Genomic DNA, 21702 nt, shown 5'->3' with positions numbered 1-21702 from the left:
GACTCGGGGCGCCGCCCTCCAGCCGTGTCGTCACTTCTTCTTGTTGCCGCGCTTCTCGCGCACCCGCACCGAGATGTGGATCGGCGTGCCGTCGAAGCCGAACTCCTCGCGCAGCCGGCGCTCGATGAAGCGTCGGTAGCCCGCCTCGATGAACCCGGACGCGAAGAACACGAACCGCGGCGGCTTGGTGCCGGCCTGGGTTCCGAAGAGGATGCGGGGCTGCTTTCCGCCCCGCACCGGGTGCGGGTGGGCCGCGACCAGCTCGCCGAGGAAGGCGTTCAGGCGGCCCGTCGGGACGCGGGTCTCCCAGCCGGCCAGGGCGGTCTCGATCGCCGGGACCAGCTTCTCCATGTGCCGCCCGGTGCGCGCCGAGACGTTGACCCGCGGCGCCCACGCCACCTGGGCGAACTCGGTCTCGATCTCCCGCTCCAGGTAGTAGCGGCGCTCCTCGTCGAGGGTGTCCCACTTGTTGTAGGCGATGACCAGCGCGCGTCCGGCGTCCACGGCCATCGTCACGATGCGCTGGTCCTGCACCGAGATCGGCTCGGAGGCGTCGATCAGGATGACCGCCACCTCGGCCTTCTCGACGGCCGCCGCGGTGCGCAGCGAGGCGTAGTAGTCGGCGCCCTGCTGGAGGTGGACGCGCTTGCGGATGCCCGCCGTGTCGACGAACTTCCAGGTGACGCCGCCGAGTTCGATCAGCTCGTCGACCGGGTCGCGGGTGGTGCCCGCGATCTCGTTGACGACGACGCGATCCTCGTTCGCCACCTTGTTCAGCAGCGAGGACTTGCCGACGTTGGGGCGGCCGATGAGGGCGATCCGACGCGGGCCGCCGACCGCGGCGCCGAAGGTCTGCGCGGGGGCCTCCGGCAGGGCCTCCAGGACGGCGTCCAGCATGTCGCCGGTGCCCCGGCCGTGCAGCGCGGAGATCGGGTGCGGTTCGCCGAGGCCGAGTGACCACAGGTAGGCCGCGTCGGCCTCGGCGCTCGGGCCGTCGACCTTGTTGGCGGCCAGCACGACGGGCTTGCCGGCCTTGCGCAGCAGCCGCACCACCGCCTCGTCGGTGTCGGTCGCGCCGACCTTGGCGTCGACGACGAAGACGACGGCGTCGGCGGCCTCGATCGCGTACTCGGCCTGGGCGGCCACGGAGGCGTCGATGCCGAGGACGTCCTGCTCCCAGCCGCCGGTGTCGACGAGCTTGAAGCGGCGGCCCGACCATTCGGCCTCGTAGGTCACGCGGTCGCGGGTCACGCCCGGCTTGTCCTCGACGACGGCCTCGCGGCGGCCGATGATCCTGTTCACCAGGGTCGACTTGCCGACGTTGGGGCGGCCGACGACGGCCAGCACGGGCAGCGGCCCGTGACCGGCCTCCTCGATGGCGCCCTCGACGTCCTCGACGTCGAAGCCCTCGACCGCGGCGAGCTCCATGAACTCCGCGTACTCGGCGTCGCCGAGCGCCCCGTGGTCGTGCTCGAAGGATTCCGAGCCGTCGGGCTGGATGTGGTCGTTCATGAAGTCCGTACCTCGTCGTTCATCGTGGTGATCGGTGGAGCACCCGTTCTGTCCGGGTTGATCCACTACTCGGTATTCAGTGTCGCTCAGCGTCCCGTCAGGCGCCTGGCGTTTTCAAGGTGCGCGGCGAGCTGCTTCTGGATGCGTTCGGTGGCCTCGTCCAGCGCCTTGCGGGTGCGCCGTCCGCTGCCGTCGCCCGCCTCGAACGCCTCGCCGAAGACGACGTCGACGCGGGAGCGCAGCGGAGGCAGCGCCTTTATCAACCGTCCGCGGCGCTCGGTGCTTCCCAGCACGGCGACCGGCACGATCGGCGCCCCGCCGCGCACGGCGAAGTAGGCGAGCCCGGCGCGCAGGGCGGCGAAGTCGCCCTCGCCCCGGGTGCCCTCGGGGAAGATCCCGAGGACCCCGCCGTTGTCCAGCACGCCCAGCGCGCGGGTGATGGCCGTGCGGTCGGTGGTGTCCCGGTCGACCTTGAGCTGGCCGATGCCGGTCAGGAAGGGGTCCAGCGGGCCGATGAACGCTTCCTTCTTGATCAGGAAGTGCGTCGGACGGGGCGCCACGCCCATCACCATCGGGCCGTCGATGTTGTGGGAGTGGTTGATCGCGAAGATCAGCGGGCCGGTCGCCGGCACCTTCCAGGCGCCCAGCACCCGCGGCTTGAACAGCCCGTACATCAGGCCGACGCCGATGCGCCGTCCGACCTCGGCGCCCCGCTCCGAGGGCACGCCCGCCGTGGAGGTCACCGGGCGGCCCGCTTCTCCTCGACGAGGGTGACGACGCACTCGATGACCTGGTTCAGCGTCAGCTCGGTGGTGTCCACCTCGACGGCGTCGTCCGCCTTGGCGAGCGGGGAGGTCTTGCGGGAGGAGTCGGCGGCGTCCCGCTTGATCAGCGCCTCGCGGGTGCTGCGCACGTCGGCGCCCTTCAGCTCGCCGCTGCGGCGGGCGGCGCGGGCCTCCGGGGAGGCGGTGAGGAAGATCTTCAGGTCGGCGCCGGGCAGCACGGTCGTGCCGATGTCCCGCCCCTCGACGACGATGCCCTGCTCCGCGGCGGCGGCCAGCGAGCGCTGCAGCTCGGTGATCCGGGCCCGCACCTCGGGCACCGCGCTGACCGCGCTGACCTGGGAGGTGACCTCCGGGGTGCGGATCGGGCCGGCCACGTCGACGCCGTCGACGGTGATCGTCGGGTGGGCCGGGTCGGTACCGGAGACGATCTCGGGCTTGCCGGCGACGGCCGCGATCGCGGAGGGGTCCTCGACGTCGATCCCGTTGGTCACCATCCACCAGGTGATCGCCCGGTACTGGGCGCCGGTGTCCAGGTACCTCAGCCCGAGGCGGCCGGCCACGGCCTTGGACGTGCTCGACTTGCCGGTGCCGGACGGACCGTCGATGGCGACGATCACGGGCTGGGCGGCGCCGTTTTCCACGGGGGGACACCTTCCTGGTGCGAGGCGGTGGATGTGCGGGGCGCGACTGTGCCCCGCACAAGGTTACCGGCCGCACGTCACTCGTCCGGCCGCACGGGGGACGCCCGGCCGGCGACGGGTCCCCCTCGGCCGGGGCCGGCGCTCCGCGGGCCCCTGCCCGGGACGCCTACTGACGGATCGCCCAGCCCCTCTCGCGCAGCGCCGCCGCGAGGACCGGCGCCGACTTCGGCTCGACCATCAGCTGCACCAGACCCGCCTGCTGCCCCGTCGCGTGCTCGATGCGGACGTCCTCGATGTTGACGCCCGCCTGACCGGCGTCGGCGAAGATGCGGGCCAGCTGCCCCGGCTGGTCGTCGATCAGCACCGCGACGACCTCGTAGGCCCGAGGCGCCGCTCCGTGCTTGCCGGGGACGCGGACCTGGCCCGCGTTGCCGCGGCGCAGGACGTCCTCGACGCCGACGGCGCCCTCGCGCCGCTCGGCGTCGTCGCGGGACTGCAGGGCGCGCAGGGCCTGGACGGTCTCCTCCAGGTCGGCGGCGACGTCGGTGAGCAGGTCGGCGACCGGTCCGGGGTTCGCGGACAGGATGTCGATCCACATCCGCGGGTCGGAGGCCGCGATCCGCGTGACGTCCCGGATGCCCTGTCCGCACAGCCGCACGGCGGCCTCCTCGGCGTGTTCCAGACGGGCCGCGACCATGCTGGAGACCAGGTGGGGCATGTGGGAGACGAGTGCCACGGCGCGGTCGTGGGCGTCCGCGTCCATGACCACCGGGACGGCCCGGCAGTGCGAGACCAGTTCCAGGGCGAGGTTCAGCACCTCGGTGTCGGTGTCCCGGGTCGGCGTCAGCACCCAGGGCCGGCCCTCGAACAGGTCGCCGGTCGCGGCCAGCGGACCCGACTTCTCCCGGCCGGACATGGGGTGCGTGCCGATGTACGCCGACAGGTCGAGGCCGAGCTCCTGCAGCTCGCGGCGCGGCCCGCCCTTGACACTGGCCACGTCGAGGTACCCGCGGGCCGCCCCCCGGCGCATCGCGTCGGCGAGCACGCCGGCCACGTGGGCGGGCGGCGCGGCGACGATCGCCAGGTCGACCGGGCCCTCGGGCTCCTCGTCGGAGCCGGCGCCCAACGCGGCCGCCGTGCGGGCCTGTTCGCGGTCGTGGTCGGCGAGGTGCACGACGACGCCCCGCTGGGTCAGCGCCAGGGCGGCGGACGTGCCGATCAGCCCGGTTCCGATGACGAGCGCGGTCCTCACTGGGCGATGTCCTTGCGCAGGGCGGCCGCGGCGCCGAGGTAGACGTGGCTGATGTCGGCGCGCGGGCGGTCGGACTCGACGTGCGCGAGGATGCGTACCACCCGCGGCATGGCGCCCTCGATGTCGAGTTCCTGGGCGCAGATCAGCGGCACGTCGACGATGCCGAGCTTGCGGGCCGCGGCCGCCGGGAAGTCGCTGTGCAGGTCGGGGGTGGCCGTGAACCAGATGCTGATCAAGTCGTCGGCGCTGAGAGCGTTGCGCTCCAGGACGGCGGTGAGCAGGGCCCCCACCTGCTCGTCCATGTGGCCGGCCTCGTCCCGCTCCAGTTGGACGGCTCCCCGGACCGCTCGTACCGCCACGGCGCTGCTCCTCGTTGGTGTGTGCCGATGTGCCGATGTGCTGAAGTGCCGACGTGCCGGTCATACGACAGGCGCCGGTCTACGACAGGTGACGCATCCAGCCTAGTCAGCCCGTGCCGGTCCGGTGCGCGCCGCCCGCGTGCCGAGACGGCGGCGCCCCCGTACGCCCTGTACGGCGGGTGCGCGCTGCGCTGTCGTGGCACTCTGACGGCAGGACTCCGCATCGGGGAAGGCCCGACATGAAGCGTCCAGGACCCCTGCTCACCCTTCTCACGGGACTGGTCCTCGGACTGGTCCTGCTGACGCTCGACGCGACGACGGGGACGAAGGCGCCCTCCTCCCCGTACCGGGAGCGGCCGCCGGCTCCGGCCCCCGTCGGCCGCGCCGCCTCCTCCACGCCCGCGCCCAGCCCCTCCCGGACGCCGGACGCCGACTACGCCGGGCGCACCGACGACGACGCGGCGGCGGTCGCCGTCTCCGTCCGCGACGGCAGGGCGATCGCGTACTTCTGCGACGGCCGCACCCAGGAGTCCTGGCTCAAGGGCGACGTGCGGGACGACGGCGGGCTGCGCCTCACCGGCCGGCAGGGCGCGAAGCTGGAGGGCACGCTCCGCGACGGCGCCCTGACCGACGGCACGGTCGAGGTCGGCGGCAGGCGCCGCCCGTTCACCGCGGACCGGGCGAAGAAGCCGTCCGGGCTGTGGCGGGCGACGGCGACCGTGCGTTCGGCGACGATCGACGGCGGCTGGATCGTCCTGCGGGACGGCAGCCAGGTCGGCGTCGTCAGCCGCGACGGCGAGCCCTCCCCCGCTCCCCGCATCGACCCGCGCACCGGTGCGGTGACGATCGACGGGCGGCTGCTCACGGCCCGCCCCGCCACCCCCTGACCCCCGTTCGAGCAGGGAGCCCTCATGACCGTCGACCCGAACGCCGCCACCCGCGGCTTTCCCGAGCCCGAGGGACGCGGCGGCCCGCACCCGGCGCGCTATCTGGTCCCGGCGCTCGTCGCCGGCGCCGTGGCGCTCGCCCTGGGCGTGTACGGCACGCTCCACGACCCGGCCGGCACCGCCTTCGACCTGGCCGGTTTCAGCAGCACGGGCGCGGTGAAGGCCTGGCTGGCGTCGGCCGCGATGTTCTTCGCCCTGGTCCAGCTCGTCTCGGCGCTGATGCTGTACGGGAAACTGCCCGGCCCGGCCTGGTCCGCCGCGCTGCACCGCTGGTCGGGCCGGGCCGCCTTCCTGATCGCGGTACCGGTTGCGGTGCACTGTCTGTACGCGCTTGGCTGGCAGACGTACGAAACACGCGTGATGTGGCATTCCGTCCTGGGTTGCTTCTTCTTCGGCGCTTTCAGTGCCAAGATGCTGCTGCTCCGCTGGGAGCGCCTTCCCGGGTGGGTGCTGCCGATCGTCGGCGGACTGGTCTTCGCCGTGCTGACGGTGATCTGGCTCACCTCCGCCCTCTGGTTCTTCCGCACGTTCGGAGTGACGACATGACTCTCCCCGCGACACGACGCACGGTTCTCCTGGCGACGGGCGGAGCGGCAGCGGCCCTGGCGACGGGCTGCAGCAAGTACGGCGACAAGGGCCCGTCCTCGTCGGACAGCTCCGCGAAGGGCTCCGCCGGCCGGGAACTGGCGCAGACGAGCGACATCCCCGTCGGCGGCGGCAAGGTCTTCGCCGACGAGAAGGTCGTCGTCACCCAGCCGACGAAGGGCGACTTCAAGGCGTTCTCCGCCGTCTGCACCCATCTGGGCTGCACCGTGAACGACGTCGCCGACGGCATCATCCACTGCCCGTGCCACGGGAGCGAGTTCCGCGTCGCGGACGGCTCGGTGGCCGGCGGTCCGGCGCCCCGACCGCTGCCCGCCGAGAAGATCACGGTCGAGGGCGGCTCGATCAGCCTGACCTGAGCGCCTGCCGGGTCACCGGCTCACTGGTCCCACAGCGCTCCGAGCGTCACCAGTTCCCCCTGGTACTCGATCCGGTCCGCCCACGCCGTCGGCCACGCGTCCGCTCCGGCGTACGCGCCCGCGAAGGCGCCCGCCAGACAGGCGATGGAGTCGGAGTCCCCGGACGAGCAGGCGGCCCGGCGCAGCGCGGTCACCGGTTCGTCGGGGAAGAGCAGGAAGCACAGCAGGCCGGCGGCCATGGCCTCCTCGGCGATCCATCCCGCCCCCGCCGCCAGACAGGGGTCGTCCTCGGGCGACGGGTCGCGCAGGGCCTCCTGGAGGCGCTCCAGCACGCCCAGGCAGTCGTCCCAGCCGCGTGCGATGAAGTGCTCCGGGCTCGGGTCCTGGCTGCGGGTCCACAGGTCGCCGAGCCAGCGGTGGTGGTAGCGGGTGCGGTTCTCGACGGCGTACCCCCGCAGGAGTCCGATCAGCGTCGCCGGCTCGGCGCCCTGGGTGAGCAGCCGTACCGCGTGGGCGGTGAGGTCGGACGCGGCCAGAGCGGTGGGGTGACCGTGCGTGAGGGCGGACTGGAGCTGGGCGGCGCCGGCCCGCTGCTCGTCGCTGAGGCCGGGGGCGAGGCCGACGGGGGCGACGCGCATGTTGGCGCCACAGCCCTTGGAGCCGATCCGGCTGGCGTCGCGCCAGTCGCGTTTCTCGTCCTTGAGCAGCTCGCAGGCGGTCAGACAGGTCCGCCCCGGAGCCCGGTTGTTCTCCGGCGACTGGTACCAGTCGACGAACTCCTCGCGCAGCGGGCGTGCCAGGGACGTCGGGACGAGCAGCCCCCGGTCCATGGCGGTCCGCATGGCGCGCCCGACCGCGAGGGTCATCTGGGTGTCGTCGGAGACGACGGCGCGCTGCGGCAGTTCCATGCTCCGCCAGGGGCCGCACTTGGCGAGGATCGACGCGATGTCGTCGAACTCGGTCGGAAACCCGAGCGCGTCCCCCAGCGCGAGTCCCAGCAGGGACCCGGTGGCGTGCTTCCTGACGGTGGTCGAGGTGGTCATGCGGATCGTCCTTCCCGGGGCGGTCGCAGCAGGGGCGGGTGGAGTGCGGTGGCGGAGCCCGCGCGGTAGAGCGCGGCGGGCTTGCCCCGGCCGCCGGTCAGGCGCGCGCCGCCGGGCACGGGCTCGACGAAGCCCGGGGTGGCGAGCACCTTGCGGCGGAAGTTGGGCCGGTCCAGGACGGTCCCCCACACGGTCTCGTAGACCTGCTGGAGCTCGCCGAGGGTGAACTCCGGCGGGCAGAAGGCGGTCGCGAGGCAGGTGTACTCGAACTTGGCGCCGACCCGGTCGTGGGCGTCGGCGAGGATCCGGTCGTGGTCGAAGGCGAGCGGCGGGGCGTCGTCGTAGGGCTGCCAGCGGGCCTGGGCCGCGTCGCCGCCGCCCGTCGGCTCGGGGGCGTCGGGCAGCAGGGCGGCGAAGGCGACCGAGACGACCCGCATGCGGGGGTCGCGGCCGGGCTCGCTGTAGGTGCGCAACTGCTCCAGGTGGAGCCCGGAGACGTCCTTGAGGCCGGTCTCCTCGGCGAGCTCGCGCCGGGCGGCGGTCTCGGCGGACTCGTCCGGCAGCACGAAGCCCCCGGGCAGCGCCCAGCGGCCGGCGTAGGGCTCCTGGCCGCGCTCGACGAGCAGGACGTGCAGGGCGCCCGCGCGCAGGGTGAGGACGGCGAGATCGACGGTGACGGCGAAGGGCTCGTAGGCGTGCTTGTCGTAGGCGTGCGCGTCGTGGCCCGACATGACGAACACCCCCTCTTTATAGTCACCACGACTATAAAGAGGGGGTGTTCGCGGGCACAAGTCCCTGGAGCCCCGGAGTCGGAGCCCTGGAGTCGGAGCCCCGGAGTTCCTAGAGGTCGACTTCCTGCATCAGCATGCCGACCTCGGTGTTGGACAGCCGGCGCAGCCAGCCCGACTTCTGGTCGCCCAGGGTGATCGGGCCGAAGGCCACGCGCACCAGCTTGTCGACCGGGAAGCCGGCCTCGGCCAGCATCCGGCGCACGATGTGCTTGCGGCCCTCGTGCAGGGTCACCTCGACCAGGTAGTTCTTGCCGGTCTGCTCGACGACCCGGAAGTGGTCGGCCTTCGCGTACCCGTCCTCCAGCTGGATGCCGTCCTTGAGCCGCTTGCCCAGGTCGCGCGGGATCGGGCCCACGATGTGCGCGAGGTAGACCTTCTTCACGCCGTACTTGGGGTGCGTCAACCGGTGCGCGAGCTCACCGTGGTTGGTGAGCAGGATGACGCCCTCGGTCTCGGTGTCGAGCCGGCCCACGTGGAACAGCCGCGTCTCGCGGTTGGTCACGTAGTCGCCGAGGCACTGACGGCCCTCGTTGTCCTCCATCGTGGAGACCACGCCGGCCGGCTTGTTCAGCGAGAAGAACTGGTACGACTGCGTCGCGACCGTCAGGCCGTCGACCTTGACCTCGTCCTTCTCCGGGTCGACGCGCTTGCCCTGCTCCAGGACGATCTCGCCGTTGACCTCGACGCGCGCCTGCTCGATCAGCTCCTCGCAGGAGCGCCGGGAGCCGTAGCCCGCGCGCGCGAGGATCTTCTGCAGCCGCTCGCCCTCCTGCTCGGCGCCCGGGAAGGTCTTGGGCAGCTTGACGTCCTTCTTGCCCGCGTAGCGCTCGCGGTTGCGCTCCTCGGCCCGCGCCTCGTACTCCCGCGAGGTCGCCGGCACCCACCGGCCGCGGCCGGTGCCCTGGCCCTGCTTGGGGCCGCCCTTGGCGCCGCCGCGCGCGGAGGAGCCGCGCCCGGACTTCGGGCCCTCATGGGTGCCGCCGGGGCCCACGTCGTAGCGGCGCTCCTCGGGGCGGGGCTTGCTCGGACGGCCCTGTCCCTGCTTGTCGTCGCGGGAGTCGCCGGCGCCGCGGTGCTGACCGCGGCCACCGCCGCTCCCGCCGCGGCCGCCGCTGTTGCCACCACGGCTCCCGCCGTTGTTTCCGCTGCTGTTCCTGCCGCTGCTGCTTCGCATCAAAGTTCCGTCTTGTCGTCTGCGTCCTCGGAATCCGGAGCGTCCGGATCGAACGACGGGACCCCCTCCTGTGTCTCGGCCTCGATCGCCTCCGCCTCGGGGAGGAAGGGCGCGAGCTCCGGGAGCTCGTCCAGGCCGCGCAGGCCCATCCGCTCCAGAAAGTAGTTCGTCGTCACATACAGGATCGCACCTGTTTCGGGTTCCGCGCCCGCCTCCTCCACCAGACCGCGCTGGAGCAGGGTGCGCATCACACCGTCGCAGTTCACTCCGCGCACCGCGGAGACCCTGCTGCGGCTGACCGGCTGACGGTAGGCGACGACCGCGAGGGTCTCCAGCGCCGCCTGGGTGAGCCGGGCCTGCTGGCCGTCCAGGACGAAGCCCTCGACGGCCGGCGCGTACTCGGCACGGCTGTAGAACCGCCAGCCGCCCGCGACGAGTCTGAGCTCGAAGCCGCGCCGCTGCACGGTGTACTCGTCGGCCAGCTCGCGCAGCGCGTCGCCGACCTGCCGCCGGGGCCGCTGGAGGATCTTCGCGAGATGCTCCTCGGTAGCGGGCTCGTCGACGACCATCAGGACGGCCTCCAGGGCCGGCTTGAGGTCCAGTGCGGCGACGGTCTCCTGGCTCACGTCCGTGTCTCCTTCCCGGGCTCCTCCGGCGGCCGGTCGAACTCGTCGGTGACCGCCGGCCGGGCGGGCCCGTCCCCTCCGGTCCAGCGCACCAGCAGCTCGCCGAGCGCGGTCTCCTGATCGAGGGCGACGGCCTTCTCGCGGTACAGCTCCAGCAGCGCGAGGAAACGGGCCACGACGGTCAGGGTGTCGTCGGTGTCCTCGACCAGCGTCCGGAAGCTGGCCTCGCCGAGCTCCCGCAGCCGGGCGACGACGACCCCGGCCTGCTCCTGCACGCTCACCAGCGGGGCGTGGATGTGGTCGACGTACACCTGCGGCTCGGCCCTGGGCTGCATGGCCTTGACCGCGAGTTTCGCGAACCCCTCCGTGCCGATGCTGATGATCACCTCGGGCAGGAGCTCGGCGTGGTGCGGTTCGAGCCCGACGGTGCGGGGGTAACGGCGGCCCTCGCTCTCCAGCCGGTGCGTGAAGACGTCGGCGACCTGCTTGTAGGCGCGGTACTGCAGCAGGCGGGCGAAGAGCAGGTCGCGGGCCTCCAGCAGCGCCAGGTCGGCCTCGTCCTCGATCTCGGCGGCGGGCAGCAGCCGGGCCGCCTTCAGGTCGAGCAGCGTGGCGGCGACGACCAGGAACTCGGTCGTCTGGTCCAGGTCCCAGTCCGGGCCCATGGCCCGGATGTGCGCCATGAACTCGTCGGTGACCTTCGACAGCGCGACCTCGGTGACGTCCAGCTTGTGCTTGGAGATCAGCTGGAGGAGCAGGTCGAAGGGGCCCTCGAAGTTGGCGAGCCGGACCGTGAAGACACCGTCGGGCGCCTCCCGCGAGGCGGGACCGGGACCGGGGGCGCCGACCGCCCCGACGCCGACCGGCTCAAGCGCGTCCGGGTCCGCCGCGTACGGGTCCGCCGCGTACGGGTCCGCCGCGTCCGCCGCGTACGGGTCTGCCGCGTGCGGGTCCGCCGTATCACTTTCCGGAGCGCCCGGTTCGGGGAGGTGCGGCCCCGGCGCGGCCGTCTCGGGCTCGCGTTCGACGGGCGACGGCGGCGCCGCACCCGGTCCGCGCCCCAGCGCCCGCCGGCGGCCGGCTGCGCCGCCGGAGGCGGATGCGGGAACGTCGTTCGAGGTCATGGCCCCCGCAGGCTACCGCTACCGCCCGCGAAGTCGTCGTACGAGGATGCTGGCGTCCCCGCGGCTCTCCAGGTCGGCGAGGACCACGGCGACCGCCTCGCGGACGATGCGCCCCCGGTCCACGGCCAGCCCGTGCTCGCCGCGGAGCACCAGACGGGCGTGCTCCAGGTCCATGAGCTCCTCGGCGGAGACATAGACGGTGATCTTCTCGTCGTGGCGCTCACGCCCGCTGGGCCGGCGAGCGGCCGCCCGCCCCCGCTTGCGCGGCTGGCCGTCGTCGGCGGCGCCGGCGGCAGAACCTTCCTGCGCGCCCTGGCGCCGCTCCGGACGCTCGCCCGTCGCGCCCCTGGTGCGGGACTCCCCGGCGTCGGTCTGGCCGGCGTCGGCCGCCGCGTGCTCCGCGCCCTCGCCGCCCTGCGCGGGCACGGCCTGCGGCGCGTCCTGCGCACCGCCGGCCGCCACCGCGTCGCTCTCGCCGGCCGGCGCCGGCACCCGGGCCTCGCCGTTGGCGGGGCGCCGGGGCGCGGACGGCTGAAGCGCCATTCCCCCTGTCGTACGGAAGAGTTCGTCGGCCCCCGGCAGACTCACTCGGCGTGACACCGGGCGAGCACCTCCCTGGCGAGCTGACGGTAGGCGGCGGCGCCGACGGAGTTGGAGGCGTACGTGGTGATCGGCTCACCGGCGACCGTGGTCTCCGGGAAGCGGACCGTGCGCCCGATGACCGTGTGGTAGACGTGGTCGTCGAACGCCTCGACGACCCGCGCGAGCACCTCACGGCTGTGCACGGTGCGCGAGTCGTACATGGTCGCCAGGATGCCGTCCAGCTCCAGTTCCGGGTTGAGCCGCTCCTGGACCTTCTCGATGGTCTCGGTCAGCAGCGCCACACCGCGCAGCGCGAAGAACTCGCACTCCAGCGGCACGATCACCTTGTGGGCGGCCGTGAGGGCGTTGACGGTGAGCAGGCCGAGCGAGGGCTGACAGTCGATGACGATGTAGTCGTAGTCGTCCATCAGCGGCTTGAGCGCACGCTGGAGCGTGGACTCGCGCGCGACCTCGGAGACGAGCTGCACCTCGGCGGCGGACAGGTCGATGTTGCTGGGCAGCAGGTCCATGTTGGGGACCGCCGTCTTCAGGAGCACCTCGTCCGCCGCCATGCCCCGCTCCATGAGCAGGTTGTAGACGGTGAGGTCGAGCTCCATCGGGTTGACGCCCAGACCGACCGACAGCGCGCCCTGCGGGTCGAAGTCCACGAGCAGCACCCGCCGGCCGTACTCCGCGAGCGCGGCACCCAGGTTGATGGTCGACGTGGTCTTGCCCACGCCGCCCTTCTGGTTGCACATCGCGATGATCTTCGCGGGGCCGTGCTCGGTCAGCGGGCCCGGGATCGGGAAGTACGGCAGCGGGCGTCCGGTCGGTCCGACGCGCTCACGGCGCTGTCGGGCGGCGTCGGGCGCGAGCGTGGCCGCGTATTCCGGGTCCGGCTCGTACTCGGCATCGGGATCGTAGAAGTGCCCGTCGGGCAGTTCGTCGTAGTCGGCGAAGTGGTTGCGGGGCGCGCCACTTCCGTCGCCGGCCATGGCGTTCACGTGATGGCCATCCATGCTCTGGTGTGCTGACAGAGCCATATGGGGGCTGCGCTGGCTCTGGTGGGCTGCGAAGGTTCGGACAGCGACGGAGCCGACAGCCTCGCGCCCCACGGAACCCGGGTCCCGCGTAGGCATTCCTGGTTGACCACCCCCGGGAGCAAATGTCGACTCATTCACAAGTCGTCTTACCTCCTTGGTGACCAGGAAACTTCTAGACAAGGTCAGCGTGGCACCATGCCGACGGTTGGCGACTCTATGGCGTGTCGGGCGTCCGCAGCAACACAATCCGCCGGACCCGGCCCGATGTGTCGGCAATGAAACATCACGCTGTCAAGGGCGTACGGCCGTCGCACGGCGGGTTTCACCGGTGTGCGAATCGGTCGAAGAGTTACGTTCGAGGCGAGTTGACCGAGAGCCGCAAAGTGACCATACACACATCCGGCCGGACCTTGTCGGGCAAGGTCCGGCCAGGTGGACGCGGTTGACGCGCCTTGTTGACGTATCGCCTTTACGAAAAGGTGACTTGGTTTCCCGGGGCCCCCGCAAGCCCGTCGGCTCAGCCGAGCAGGGAGTCCAGCTCGACGTGCTCCAGGCCGTGCGCCTCGGCGACCTCGCGGTAAACGACCTTGCCGTCATGGGTGTTGAGACCCTTGGCCAGCGCGGGGTCGCGGCGCAGAGCCTCCACCCAGCCCTTGTCCGCCAGTTCGACGATGTAGGGCAGCGTGGCGTTGGTGAGCGCGTAGGTGGAGGTGTTGGGGACCGCGCCGGGCATGTTGGCGACGCAGTAGAACACCGAGTTGTGGACCGGGAAGGTCGGCTCGGCGTGCGTGGTCGGACGGGAGTCCTCGAAGCAGCCGCCCTGGTCGATGGCGATGTCGACAAGGACACTTCCGGGCTTCATCCGGGACACCAGCTCGTTGGTGACCAGCTTCGGGGCCTTGGCGCCCGGGATGAGCACGGCGCCGATGACGAGGTCGGCCTCCAGACAGGCCTTCTCCAGCTCGAAGGCGTTGGAGACGACCGTCTGGATCCTGGTGCCGAAGACCTTGTCGGCTTCCTTGAGCTTGTTGATGTCCTTGTCGAGCAGGGTCACGTGGAAGCCCATGCCGATGGCGATCTGGGCCGCGTTCCAGCCGGAGACGCCGCCGCCGATGACGACCGCCTTGGCGGCCAGCACGCCCGGGACGCCGCCCGGCAGCACGCCGCGGCCGCCGTTGGCGCGCATCAGGTGATAGGCGCCGACCTGGGGGGCCAGCCGGCCCGCGACCTCGGACATCGGGGCGAGCAGCGGCAGCGCGCGGTTCGGCAGCTCGACGGTCTCGTAGGCGATCGCGGTGGTCCCGGACTCGACGAGGGCGTCGGTGCACTCCTTGGACGCGGCCAGGTGCAGGTACGTGAAGAGCGTCTGGTCCTTGCGGAGCCGGTGGTACTCCTCGGCGATGGGCTCCTTGACCTTCAGCAGCAGGTCGGCCGTGGCCCACACCTCGTCGGCCGTCTCGAGGATCTGCGCGCCTGCGGCCAGGTACTCCTCGTCCGTGATGGACGAGCCGACGCCGGCGCCTCGTTCGACGACGACCTGGTGGCCGTGGCGCACGAGCTCGTGCACACCGGCGGGGGTGATGGCCACCCGGAACTCGTTGTTCTTGACCTCGCGGGGGATGCCGACCTTCACGTCGATCACGGTCCTTGGCTCAGAGGGTGTGGGGGCACAGCGAAGACATTCCCGGAGGTACAGGGCACACCGGGACGCACCGCAGGAGAACGTGCGGCAGAGCCAGTCTAATGAAGGTGTTCCCGCTGTCTAGCCTTTCATTGCATCAACCTTCAGCGGATGCACTACGGATTTCGCAGGTGTTAGCGGCGTGTTCCGGCTGTTCGGGCCCCGTAGCGCCGTCCGCGGGCTCCTCTTCCAGGATGCGCTCGGCCTCGCCACGGTGCAGGCGGGCCGCCGCGGGGTCGCCCAGGCGCTCCAGGGTGTCGGCCAGTCTGAGCTGGACGGCGGCCTGCAGTCGGGTGTCCTCGGCGCGCCGGGCCCACTCCACCGCCTCCTGGCAGGTGCGCAGCGACTCCTCGGGGCGGCCCGCGTACTCCTGGACGCGCGCCAGCTCGCTCAACGCCCGTGCCTGCGCGGCCACATCGCCGTTCTTGCGATGTCCCGCGGCGGCGGCCCGCCAGGCCCGCTGGGCCTCGCCGTACCGGCCGGCGTAGGTGTGCGCGGTGGCGATGCGCCCGTACAGACGTGCGGCGTCCGGGCGCTCGTCGCGGGCGAGGCGCTGGGCGAGGGCCCGGCCGAACCAGTCGGCGGCCCGCTCGAAGTCCCCGAGCTCCAGATGCGCGCCGCCTACGGATTCCATCGCGCGGCCGATCGCGTAGGGGTCGTTCGCCTCGCGTCCGGCGTCCAGGGCGGCCCGGTAGCGGGACAGGGCCTCCGGCGTGCGGCCGGTCCTGGCGTCGACGTCGGCCAGGTTCAGCAGGGCCGCTGCCTTCTCCCGGGGCAGTCCGCGGCGCTCGGCCACGTCCAGGACGAGCTGGTGGACGCCGTACAGGTCGGGGGCGGCCGCCTGGGTGCCGACGTGGGCGACCATCGCCCGCACCAGCTGGGACATCAGCCGGCGGGCGAGGGTGTCCAGCTCCCCGTCGGCGACCGCGAGGCGGGCCGAGGCGAGCAGGGCGGGCCGGCGCACGCTCAGCCAGTCGGCGGCCGCGCGCGGGGTGGGGAAGCGCAGGGCGGGGGGCATGCCCTGGAGCTTCTCGCGGGCCTGGGGGCTGTCGGTCTCGGTGATGGCCCGGCAGGACTGCAGCAGCCGCACGGTGCGCTCCAGCATGCGCGCGCGGGCCAGCTGGAGCTCGGCCGGGCGGTCGTGGGTCTGGGCGGCCGCGCGCAGCAGGGGGTGCAGACAGCCGGGGATCTCGTACTGGGGCAGCGGGGAGTCCACGGCCCGCAGCAGACCGAGGGCGGTCAGGTCGTCCAGGGTGGTGCGGGCGGCACCCACCGAGCAGCCGGCCAGCGCGGAGGCGGTGTGCGGGTCGGCGAGACCGGCCGGAGCGAGGCTGAGCAGGCGCAGGGTCCGGGCGGCGGGGGCCGGCAGCGCGGCGTGCGCGAGCCCGAACATCCGGCTGAGCGGGGAGCCCTCGTCGCTCTCCGCGTGGAGCTGCCTGGCGAGGTCGGCGACGGCGGCCTGGGGACGGGCGGCGAGCCAGCAGCCGGCCAGCGTCAGTGCGGCGGGCTGGCCCTGGAGGCCCTCCACGAGGCCCTCGGCGGAGCGCGGGTCGACGGTGATGCGGACGGAGCCGGTGTACCGGGTCAGCAGGTCCAGGGCGGACTTGGTGTCCAGGCCGCCCAGGGTGCAGGGGCGGACGTCCGCGATGCCGGTGAGGGGTCCGGAGGAGACGGCGACGAGCAGGCACTGCGGGCTGTCCGGAAGCAGGGCGTCCACCTGTTCGGCGCCGGTCGCGTCGTCGAGCAGGAGCAGCACCCGCCGCTGTGCGAGGGTCTCGCGCAGCAGGGCCGACAGGTCGTCCTGGCCGGCGCCTGCGGGGGCCGTCACGCCCAGCGCGGCGAGCAGTTCACGGGCCGCGCGTTCGACCGGCACGGGCGTGCCGTCGGGCTCGGCGAGACGGGCGCGCAGCACGCCGTCCCGGTAGCGGTCGGCGACCTGGCGGACGAGTTCCTCGGCGAGCGCGGTCCGTCCGGAGCCGGGCCGGCCGGCGATCAACAGCACCCGCGCGCGCGGGGCCTTTCTGCCGGAGATGGTGTCCAGGCCCGCGCGCTCGATGTCGGCCCGCAGTTCCTTCAACTCCCTGGTGCGGCCCAGGAAATGGCCCTCTGGCGCAGCGTGTCCGGACAGCTGCGCGCCGTCTGTGTCCACTGCCTGGTCCGTCACGGGCCACACTCCCGTCTCACCGCGCACGCAACCCGCCGGGACTCCGGACCGGGTGATTCCAGAGCCTAGTTCACGCTCTGCGACGTTCCGTGAGGAGCAGGGCGGCGCGCGGCCCGGACCCCCCGATCGGATCAGCCGATCGTCACACCGCGAGGGGTCCGGGTGGGCCGCCTACCCCGCCGACACGGACGGCGACGGGCGCGGACGACGAACGACGAGGACAGGGCGGCGGGCGGCAGGCGGCGGGCACGGGCGACCGGCGGACGGTCGTCAGGCGAACGGGCCTCGGGCGAACCGGCGGCTCCGGGCGGACGGGCCGGGGGCGTCCGTCGTGCGACGGACGTCAGGCGATGTCAGGCCTCGAACGGACGGGCCGGCCAGGGCGCCTCGGCCGGACGCAGCGCGTCGACGCCGTCCCCGCCACGGGCGGCCGCCAGCGACAGCACGCCGACCACGAGGCAGTTGTTGTGCACGTCGCCCGCGAGGACCGCCTGGACCAGGTCGGCGACCGGCACGCGCGCGTGCTCCATGTCCGCCTCCTCGTCCTCCACCGCGAAGCGCTGCCCGTCCGCCTCGGACAGCCCGCGGGCGAGGAAGATCCGCACGGACTCGTCGCAGCCGCCGGGCGTCGTGTACACGTCGGTGAGCACCCGCCAGTCCTCGGCCTTGACGTGCGCCTCCTCGTACAGCTCGCGCTGCGCCGCGTGCAGCGGGTTCTCGCCGGGCACGTCGAGCAGACCGGCCGGGATCTCCCACAGCTTGTGCCGCACGGGGTGGCGGTACTGCTTGATGAGCAGCACGCGGTCCTCGTCGTCGAGCGCGAGGACCGCCACGGAGCCGGGGTGGACCTGGTAGTCCCGGCGGACCACCGAACCGTCGGGCATGACCACCTCGTCGGTGCGCACCGAGGTCTTGTTGCCCACGAAGGGGGTCCGGGTGGCCCGGACCTCCCACGCCTCGGGAGTGTCCTTGATCGTCATGCCCTGCGTCCTTCCACGTGCCACCTGCGCAAACGAAACCGGGGCGCGAACCTTTGACGATTCGCACCCCGGCCACCGTACAACCGGTGTGTTACTCAGACGTCTGCCCCGCGGTGACCTTCCGCTCGACCGCCGCCTTCACCAGACCGGCGAACAGCGGGTGCGGACGCGTGGGCCGCGACCGCAGCTCCGGGTGCGCCTGCGTGGCCACCAGGTAGGGGTGGACGTCGCGCGGGTACTCGACGTACTCGACCAGCTTGCCGTCCGGCGAGGTGCCCGAGAACAGGATGCCCGCCTTCTTCTCCAGCTCGGCACGGTAGGCGTTGTTCACCTCGTAGCGGTGCCGGTGCCGCTCCTCGACGTACTCCTTGCCGTCGTACACCTCGCGGACGATGGAGCCCTCGGCCAGCTTGGCCGGGTACATGCCCAGGCGCATCGTCCCGCCCATGTCGCCCTCGCCGGCCACGATGTCGAGCTGCTCGGCCATGGTGGAGATGACCGGGTGGCCGGTGGCCGGGTCGAACTCCGTGGAGTTGGCGTCGCCGATGTCGGCCAGGTTGCGCGCGGCCTCGATCACGATGCACTGCAGGCCCAGACACAGGCCGAGCAGCGGGATCCGGTTCTCGCGGGCGTAGCGGATCGCGCCGACCTTGCCGAGCACCCCGCGGTCGCCGAAACCGCCCGGGATGCAGATCCCGTCCACGTCCTCCAGCTGCGCCGCGGCGCCCGCCGGGGTCCTGCAGTCGTCCGACGTGACCCACTTGATCTTCACGCGGGCCTTGTTGGCGAACCCGCCGGCCCGCAGCGCCTCGGTGACCGAGAGGTAGGCGTCGGGCAGGTCGATGTACTTGCCGACCAGGGCGAGGGTGATCTCGTGGTCGGGGTTGTGGACCCGGTCGAGCAGGTCGTCCCAGGTCGTCCAGTCGACGTCGCGGAACGGCAGGTCCAGCTTGCGCACGACATAGGCGTCCAGACCCTCGCGGTGCACGGTCTTCGGGATGTCGTAGATCGAGCGGGCGTCGGGGCAGGCCACGACCGCGTCCTCGTCGACGTCGCACATCAGCGAGATCTTGCGCTTGATCGCGGTCGGCACCTCGCGGTCGCAGCGCAGCACGATCGCGTCCGGCTGGATGCCGATGTTGCGGAGCGCCGCGACGGAGTGCTGGGTCGGCTTGGTCTTCAGCTCGCCCGAGGGGCCGATGTACGGCAGGAGCGAGATGTGCACCACGAAGACGTTGTCCCGGCCGACCTCGTGGCGGACCTGGCGGACCGTCTCCAGGAACGGCAGCGACTCGATGTCGCCGACCGTGCCGCCGACCTCGGTGATCACGACGTCGACCTCGTCCGTCGCCATGCGGCGGATGCGGTGCTTGATCTCGTTGGTGATGTGCGGGATGACCTGGACGGTGTCGCCGAGGTACTCGCCGCGCCGCTCCTTGGCGATCACCGTGTTGTAGACCTGACCGGTGGTGACGTTGGCGGAGCCGTCGAGGTCGCGGTCGAGGAAGCGCTCGTAGTGGCCGATGTCCAGGTCGGTCTCGGCGCCGTCGTTGGTGACGAACACCTCACCGTGCTGGAAGGGGTTCATCGTGCCCGGGTCGACGTTCAGGTACGGGTCGAGCTTCTGCATCACGACGCGCAGTCCCCGCGCCTTGAGCAGCATGCCGAGGCTGGAAGCCGTCAGACCCTTGCCGAGCGAGGAGGCGACACCCCCGGTGACGAAGATGTGCTTGGTCGTCGTGGATTTGGGCGTCATGGCCAAGAGGGGGCTCCCGTGGTCGCGATTGGGGGGTGCGGTTCGGGGGCTTCGAGACCACCGGTCCACGGGCTACCAGGGTATCAGCGCCTCGGAGAGACCGCTTCCGGCCACGCTCCGCGCACGGTCCGACACGGGACGCCGTCCCAGCGCCGGTTTCTCACCTGCTGCTCACCCGTTCGGCCCACCCGCGTTGTCGGGAGCGGCACCCGGATCATCTACGTGCGTCGTATCCTGCTCGGACACTCACTGCCGGGCCCGGTCGGCAAGACGGCACACCCCCGCCCGTCCCCCACCGGAACAACGACAGCTCGTCAGTTCGTTGAGCAATAATCGGCGTTTTGCCCTGAGGGCCGAGCGGCTGCTTTGCTTCAGCGCTCAACGACGCATTACCAACGACCCCTTGACCGCACTAGCGACAGCCCCCATGTCCTATGGGGGTGACGTGGCCGTTCGACTGGAGTTGCACGTGGCCGGGCGCATCGAAGACTACGCACTCATCGGAGACATGCAGACCGCAGCCCTGGTCTGCCGTGACGGGACAGTGGACTGGCTGTGCCTGCCCCGCTTCGACTCGCACGCGATCTTCGCCGGTCTGCTCGGCACCGAGGAACACGGGTTCTGGCGCCTCGGTCCGGCGCACGCCTCGGACGCCCCGCCGCCGCGCGCGGCCCGGCGCACCTACCGAGGCGACTCGCTGATCCTGGAGTCCGAGTGGGACACCCCGCGCGGCACGGTCCGCGTGACGGATTTCATGCCTCCCCGCGACGGCGCGCCCCAGCTGATCCGGATCGTCGAGGGCGTCTCGGGCCGGGTGCCGATGCGCTCGACACTGCGGATGCGGTTCTCCTACGGCCGGGTCGTGCCGTGGGTGCACAAGCACGAGGGCCGCACGGTGGCCGTGGCGGGCCCGGACTCGGTGTGGTTCGACACCGACTGCGAGACCTACGGCAAGGCGCTGACCACCTACGCCGACTTCACGGTGGCGCCCGGCGACCGGATCGCGTTCACGATCTCCTGGGAGCCCTCGCACAAGGAGCCGCCCCCGCTGCCCGAGCCGGAGCAGTCCCTGGAGGCGACCGAGGAGTTCTGGCGCGAGTGGGTCGAGCACTGTACGTACCACGGCCCCTACCGTGAGGCGGTGATCCGCTCGCTGATCACGCTCAAGGCGCTGACCTACGGCCCGACCGGCGGCATCGTCGCCGCCCCCACCACGTCCCTGCCCGAGGACATCGGCGGCGTCCGCAACTGGGACTACCGCTACACCTGGCTGCGCGACGCGGCCATCACCCTGTCCTCGCTGCTGCGCACCGGCTACCGCGAGGAGGCGCGCGCCTGGCGCGAGTGGCTGCTGCGCGCCGTCGCCGGCGACCCCGAGAACCTGCAGATCATGTACGGCATCGCGGGTGAGCGCGAACTGGGCGAGGCCGAGCTGGACTGGCTTCCCGGCTACGAGAACTCCGGCCCGGTCCGGGTCGGCAACGGCGCAGCCCACCAGCTCCAGCTGGACGTCTACGGCGAGGTCACCGAGGCCCTGCACCTGGGCCACATGACCGGCCTGGCCCGCAACGACTACGCCTCGCTGCTCCAGCTCAAGCTGATCCGCTACCTGGAGCAGCACTGGGACGAGCCGGACGAGGGCATCTGGGAGGTGCGCGGCCCGCGCCGCCACTTCGTGCACTCCAAGGTCATGGCCTGGGTCGCCGTCGACCGGACGATCAAGCTGATCGAGTCCGGCGACGCGGACGGCCCGCTGGAGAAGTGGCGCGAGCTGCGCGACGACATCCACCGGGACGTGTGCGAGAAGGGCTACGACAAGGAACGCAACACCTTCACCCAGTCCTACGGCTCCAAGGAGCTGGACGCCTCCCTGCTGCTCATCCCGCAGATGGGCTTCCTGCCCCCGGACGACAAGCGGGTGATCGGCACCATCGAGGCGATCCAGCGCGAGCTGTCCACCCCGGACGGCTTCATCCTGCGCTACCCGACCTCGGGCGGCGACGAGGGCGTGGACGGCCTCCCGGGTGACGAGGGCGCGTTCCTGGCCTGCTCGTTCTGGATGGCGGACGACCTCGCGATGATCGGCCGGGTGGACGAGGCCCGCAAGCTCTTCGAGAAGCTGCTCTCCCTGCGCAACGACCTCGGTCTGCTCGCCGAGGAGTGGGACCCGCGCCTGCAGCGCCAGGTCGGCAACTTCCCGCAGGCCTTCAGCCACGTCCCGCTGATCGACACGGCGCTGCGGCTGACGGCGTCGGGCGCCTACGGGGGCTGACCCCGGCC

General features: G+C 72.1%; 20 protein-coding genes. 4 read left to right on the top strand and 16 right to left on the bottom strand.

From position 1 onward, the window contains the following. Positions 1-30: 30 nt before the first annotated feature. From der to aroH, 5 genes are all read right to left on the bottom strand, one after another. Positions 31-1512 carry a ribosome biogenesis GTPase Der gene (gene der, locus ACFVYK_RS29890; protein WP_389779398.1) on the bottom strand — a complete coding sequence of 494 codons (1482 nt, stop codon included), beginning with the start codon at positions 1510-1512 and terminating at the stop codon, positions 31-33. 86 nt (positions 1513-1598) lie between these two features. Then, positions 1599-2294, bottom strand: coding sequence for a lysophospholipid acyltransferase family protein (locus ACFVYK_RS29885; RefSeq protein WP_389779396.1), 696 nt, complete (start codon positions 2292-2294; stop codon positions 1599-1601). Then, complete coding sequence (gene cmk / locus ACFVYK_RS29880) at positions 2252-2938, bottom strand: (d)CMP kinase (RefSeq protein WP_389779394.1); 687 nt, start codon at positions 2936-2938, stop codon at positions 2252-2254. Before cmk ends, ACFVYK_RS29885 begins: the two co-directional genes overlap by 43 nt. Positions 2939-3104: 166 nt before the next feature. Further along, the gene (locus tag ACFVYK_RS29875) at positions 3105-4190 is read right to left on the bottom strand and encodes a prephenate dehydrogenase (protein ID WP_389779392.1); all 1086 of its coding nucleotides are present in this window, start codon (positions 4188-4190) and stop codon (positions 3105-3107) included. Next, positions 4187-4549 carry a chorismate mutase gene (gene aroH, locus ACFVYK_RS29870; protein ID WP_389779390.1) on the bottom strand — a complete coding sequence of 121 codons (363 nt, stop codon included), beginning with the start codon at positions 4547-4549 and terminating at the stop codon, positions 4187-4189. Before aroH ends, ACFVYK_RS29875 begins: the two co-directional genes overlap by 4 nt. Positions 4550-4788: 239 nt before the next feature. Here aroH and ACFVYK_RS29865 point away from each other — a divergent pair, with 239 nt between their 5' ends. Genes ACFVYK_RS29865 through ACFVYK_RS29855 form a run of 3 tightly spaced genes read left to right on the top strand, consistent with a single transcriptional unit; the run spans position 4789 to position 6458 of the window. Further along, the gene (locus ACFVYK_RS29865) at positions 4789-5436 is read left to right on the top strand and encodes a hypothetical protein (protein WP_389779388.1); all 648 of its coding nucleotides are present in this window, start codon (positions 4789-4791) and stop codon (positions 5434-5436) included. Between the two features lie 24 nt (positions 5437-5460). Continuing rightward, a complete protein-coding gene (locus ACFVYK_RS29860; protein WP_389779386.1) occupies positions 5461-6042 on the top strand; it encodes a DUF6529 family protein in 582 nt (193 codons plus the stop codon). Then, positions 6039-6458: a Rieske (2Fe-2S) protein gene (locus ACFVYK_RS29855; RefSeq protein ID WP_389779384.1), complete on the top strand. Its 420-nt coding sequence runs from the start codon at positions 6039-6041 to the stop codon at positions 6456-6458. Before ACFVYK_RS29860 ends, ACFVYK_RS29855 begins: the two co-directional genes overlap by 4 nt. 20 nt (positions 6459-6478) lie before the next feature. Here ACFVYK_RS29855 and ACFVYK_RS29850 read toward each other — a convergent pair whose 3' ends face one another. The 11 genes from ACFVYK_RS29850 to ACFVYK_RS29800 all read right to left on the bottom strand — a co-directional run bounded on the left by ACFVYK_RS29850 (position 6479) and on the right by ACFVYK_RS29800 (position 19422). Continuing rightward, positions 6479-7501 (bottom strand): ADP-ribosylglycohydrolase family protein, encoded by a 1023-nt coding sequence (locus ACFVYK_RS29850; protein ID WP_389779382.1) that lies wholly within the window; start codon positions 7499-7501, stop codon positions 6479-6481. Next, on the bottom strand, positions 7498-8232 hold the full coding sequence (locus ACFVYK_RS29845; RefSeq protein ID WP_389779405.1) for an NUDIX domain-containing protein: 735 nt from the start codon (positions 8230-8232) through the stop codon (positions 7498-7500). Before ACFVYK_RS29845 ends, ACFVYK_RS29850 begins: the two co-directional genes overlap by 4 nt. 109 nt (positions 8233-8341) lie before the next feature. Beyond that, positions 8342-9466 (bottom strand): pseudouridine synthase, encoded by a 1125-nt coding sequence (locus tag ACFVYK_RS29840; protein ID WP_389779380.1) that lies wholly within the window; start codon positions 9464-9466, stop codon positions 8342-8344. Next, positions 9466-10035, bottom strand: a complete 570-nt coding sequence (gene scpB / locus ACFVYK_RS29835) for an SMC-Scp complex subunit ScpB (protein WP_389779404.1) — start codon at positions 10033-10035, stop codon at positions 9466-9468. The genes ACFVYK_RS29840 and scpB overlap by 1 nt, the downstream gene beginning before the upstream one ends. A 53-nt stretch (positions 10036-10088) precedes the next feature. Continuing rightward, positions 10089-11216, bottom strand: a complete 1128-nt coding sequence (locus ACFVYK_RS29830; protein ID WP_389779378.1) for a segregation and condensation protein A — start codon at positions 11214-11216, stop codon at positions 10089-10091. Positions 11217-11234: 18 nt separating this feature from the next. Beyond that, positions 11235-11816, bottom strand: a complete 582-nt coding sequence (locus ACFVYK_RS29825; protein ID WP_389779377.1) for a hypothetical protein — start codon at positions 11814-11816, stop codon at positions 11235-11237. After that, positions 11801-12937, bottom strand: coding sequence for a ParA family protein (locus ACFVYK_RS29820; RefSeq protein ID WP_389779376.1), 1137 nt, complete (start codon positions 12935-12937; stop codon positions 11801-11803). The genes ACFVYK_RS29825 and ACFVYK_RS29820 overlap by 16 nt, the downstream gene beginning before the upstream one ends. Positions 12938-13358: 421 nt before the next feature. Then, on the bottom strand, positions 13359-14483 hold the full coding sequence (ald, locus tag ACFVYK_RS29815; RefSeq protein ID WP_389779374.1) for an alanine dehydrogenase: 1125 nt from the start codon (positions 14481-14483) through the stop codon (positions 13359-13361). 136 nt (positions 14484-14619) lie between these two features. Continuing rightward, positions 14620-16686, bottom strand: a complete 2067-nt coding sequence (locus tag ACFVYK_RS29810; RefSeq protein ID WP_389779372.1) for a tetratricopeptide repeat protein — start codon at positions 16684-16686, stop codon at positions 14620-14622. A 353-nt stretch (positions 16687-17039) separates the two neighbouring features. Further along, a complete protein-coding gene (locus tag ACFVYK_RS29805; RefSeq protein WP_389779371.1) occupies positions 17040-17666 on the bottom strand; it encodes an NUDIX domain-containing protein in 627 nt (208 codons plus the stop codon). A gap of 91 nt (positions 17667-17757) precedes the next feature. Further along, positions 17758-19422, bottom strand: coding sequence for a CTP synthase (locus ACFVYK_RS29800; protein WP_389779369.1), 1665 nt, complete (start codon positions 19420-19422; stop codon positions 17758-17760). Positions 19423-19891: 469 nt separating this feature from the next. Between ACFVYK_RS29800 and ACFVYK_RS29795 the strand changes: the two genes are divergently transcribed. Continuing rightward, positions 19892-21694 carry a glycoside hydrolase family 15 protein gene (locus ACFVYK_RS29795; protein WP_389779402.1) on the top strand — a complete coding sequence of 601 codons (1803 nt, stop codon included), beginning with the start codon at positions 19892-19894 and terminating at the stop codon, positions 21692-21694. Positions 21695-21702 lie beyond the last annotated feature (8 nt).

This window comes from Streptomyces sp. NPDC058291, assembly GCF_042880855.1.
In the GTDB taxonomy this organism is placed as follows: Bacteria; Actinomycetota; Actinomycetes; order Streptomycetales; family Streptomycetaceae; genus Streptomyces.
The sequence above is the reverse complement of the archived record's forward strand: the minus strand, read 5'-3'. Positions and strand labels throughout refer to the sequence as shown.

Excerpts from the sequence above, each read along its gene's own strand:
- der (WP_389779398.1), bottom strand. The coding sequence starts at position 1,512 with ATGAACGACCACATCCAGCCCGACGGCTCGGAATCCTTCGAGCACGAC.
- ACFVYK_RS29865 (WP_389779388.1), top strand. The coding sequence starts at position 4,789 with ATGAAGCGTCCAGGACCCCTGCTCACCCTTCTCACGGGACTGGTCCTC.
- ACFVYK_RS29860 (WP_389779386.1), top strand. The coding sequence starts at position 5,461 with ATGACCGTCGACCCGAACGCCGCCACCCGCGGCTTTCCCGAGCCCGAG.
- ACFVYK_RS29855 (WP_389779384.1), top strand. The coding sequence starts at position 6,039 with ATGACTCTCCCCGCGACACGACGCACGGTTCTCCTGGCGACGGGCGGA.
- ACFVYK_RS29850 (WP_389779382.1), bottom strand. The coding sequence starts at position 7,501 with ATGACCACCTCGACCACCGTCAGGAAGCACGCCACCGGGTCCCTGCTG.
- ACFVYK_RS29845 (WP_389779405.1), bottom strand. The coding sequence starts at position 8,232 with ATGTCGGGCCACGACGCGCACGCCTACGACAAGCACGCCTACGAGCCC.
- ACFVYK_RS29840 (WP_389779380.1), bottom strand. The coding sequence starts at position 9,466 with ATGCGAAGCAGCAGCGGCAGGAACAGCAGCGGAAACAACGGCGGGAGC.
- scpB (WP_389779404.1), bottom strand. The coding sequence starts at position 10,035 with ATGGTCGTCGACGAGCCCGCTACCGAGGAGCATCTCGCGAAGATCCTC.
- ACFVYK_RS29830 (WP_389779378.1), bottom strand. The coding sequence starts at position 11,216 with ATGACCTCGAACGACGTTCCCGCATCCGCCTCCGGCGGCGCAGCCGGC.
- ACFVYK_RS29820 (WP_389779376.1), bottom strand. The coding sequence starts at position 12,937 with ATGCCTACGCGGGACCCGGGTTCCGTGGGGCGCGAGGCTGTCGGCTCC.
- ACFVYK_RS29805 (WP_389779371.1), bottom strand. The coding sequence starts at position 17,666 with ATGACGATCAAGGACACTCCCGAGGCGTGGGAGGTCCGGGCCACCCGG.
- ACFVYK_RS29800 (WP_389779369.1), bottom strand. The coding sequence starts at position 19,422 with ATGACGCCCAAATCCACGACGACCAAGCACATCTTCGTCACCGGGGGT.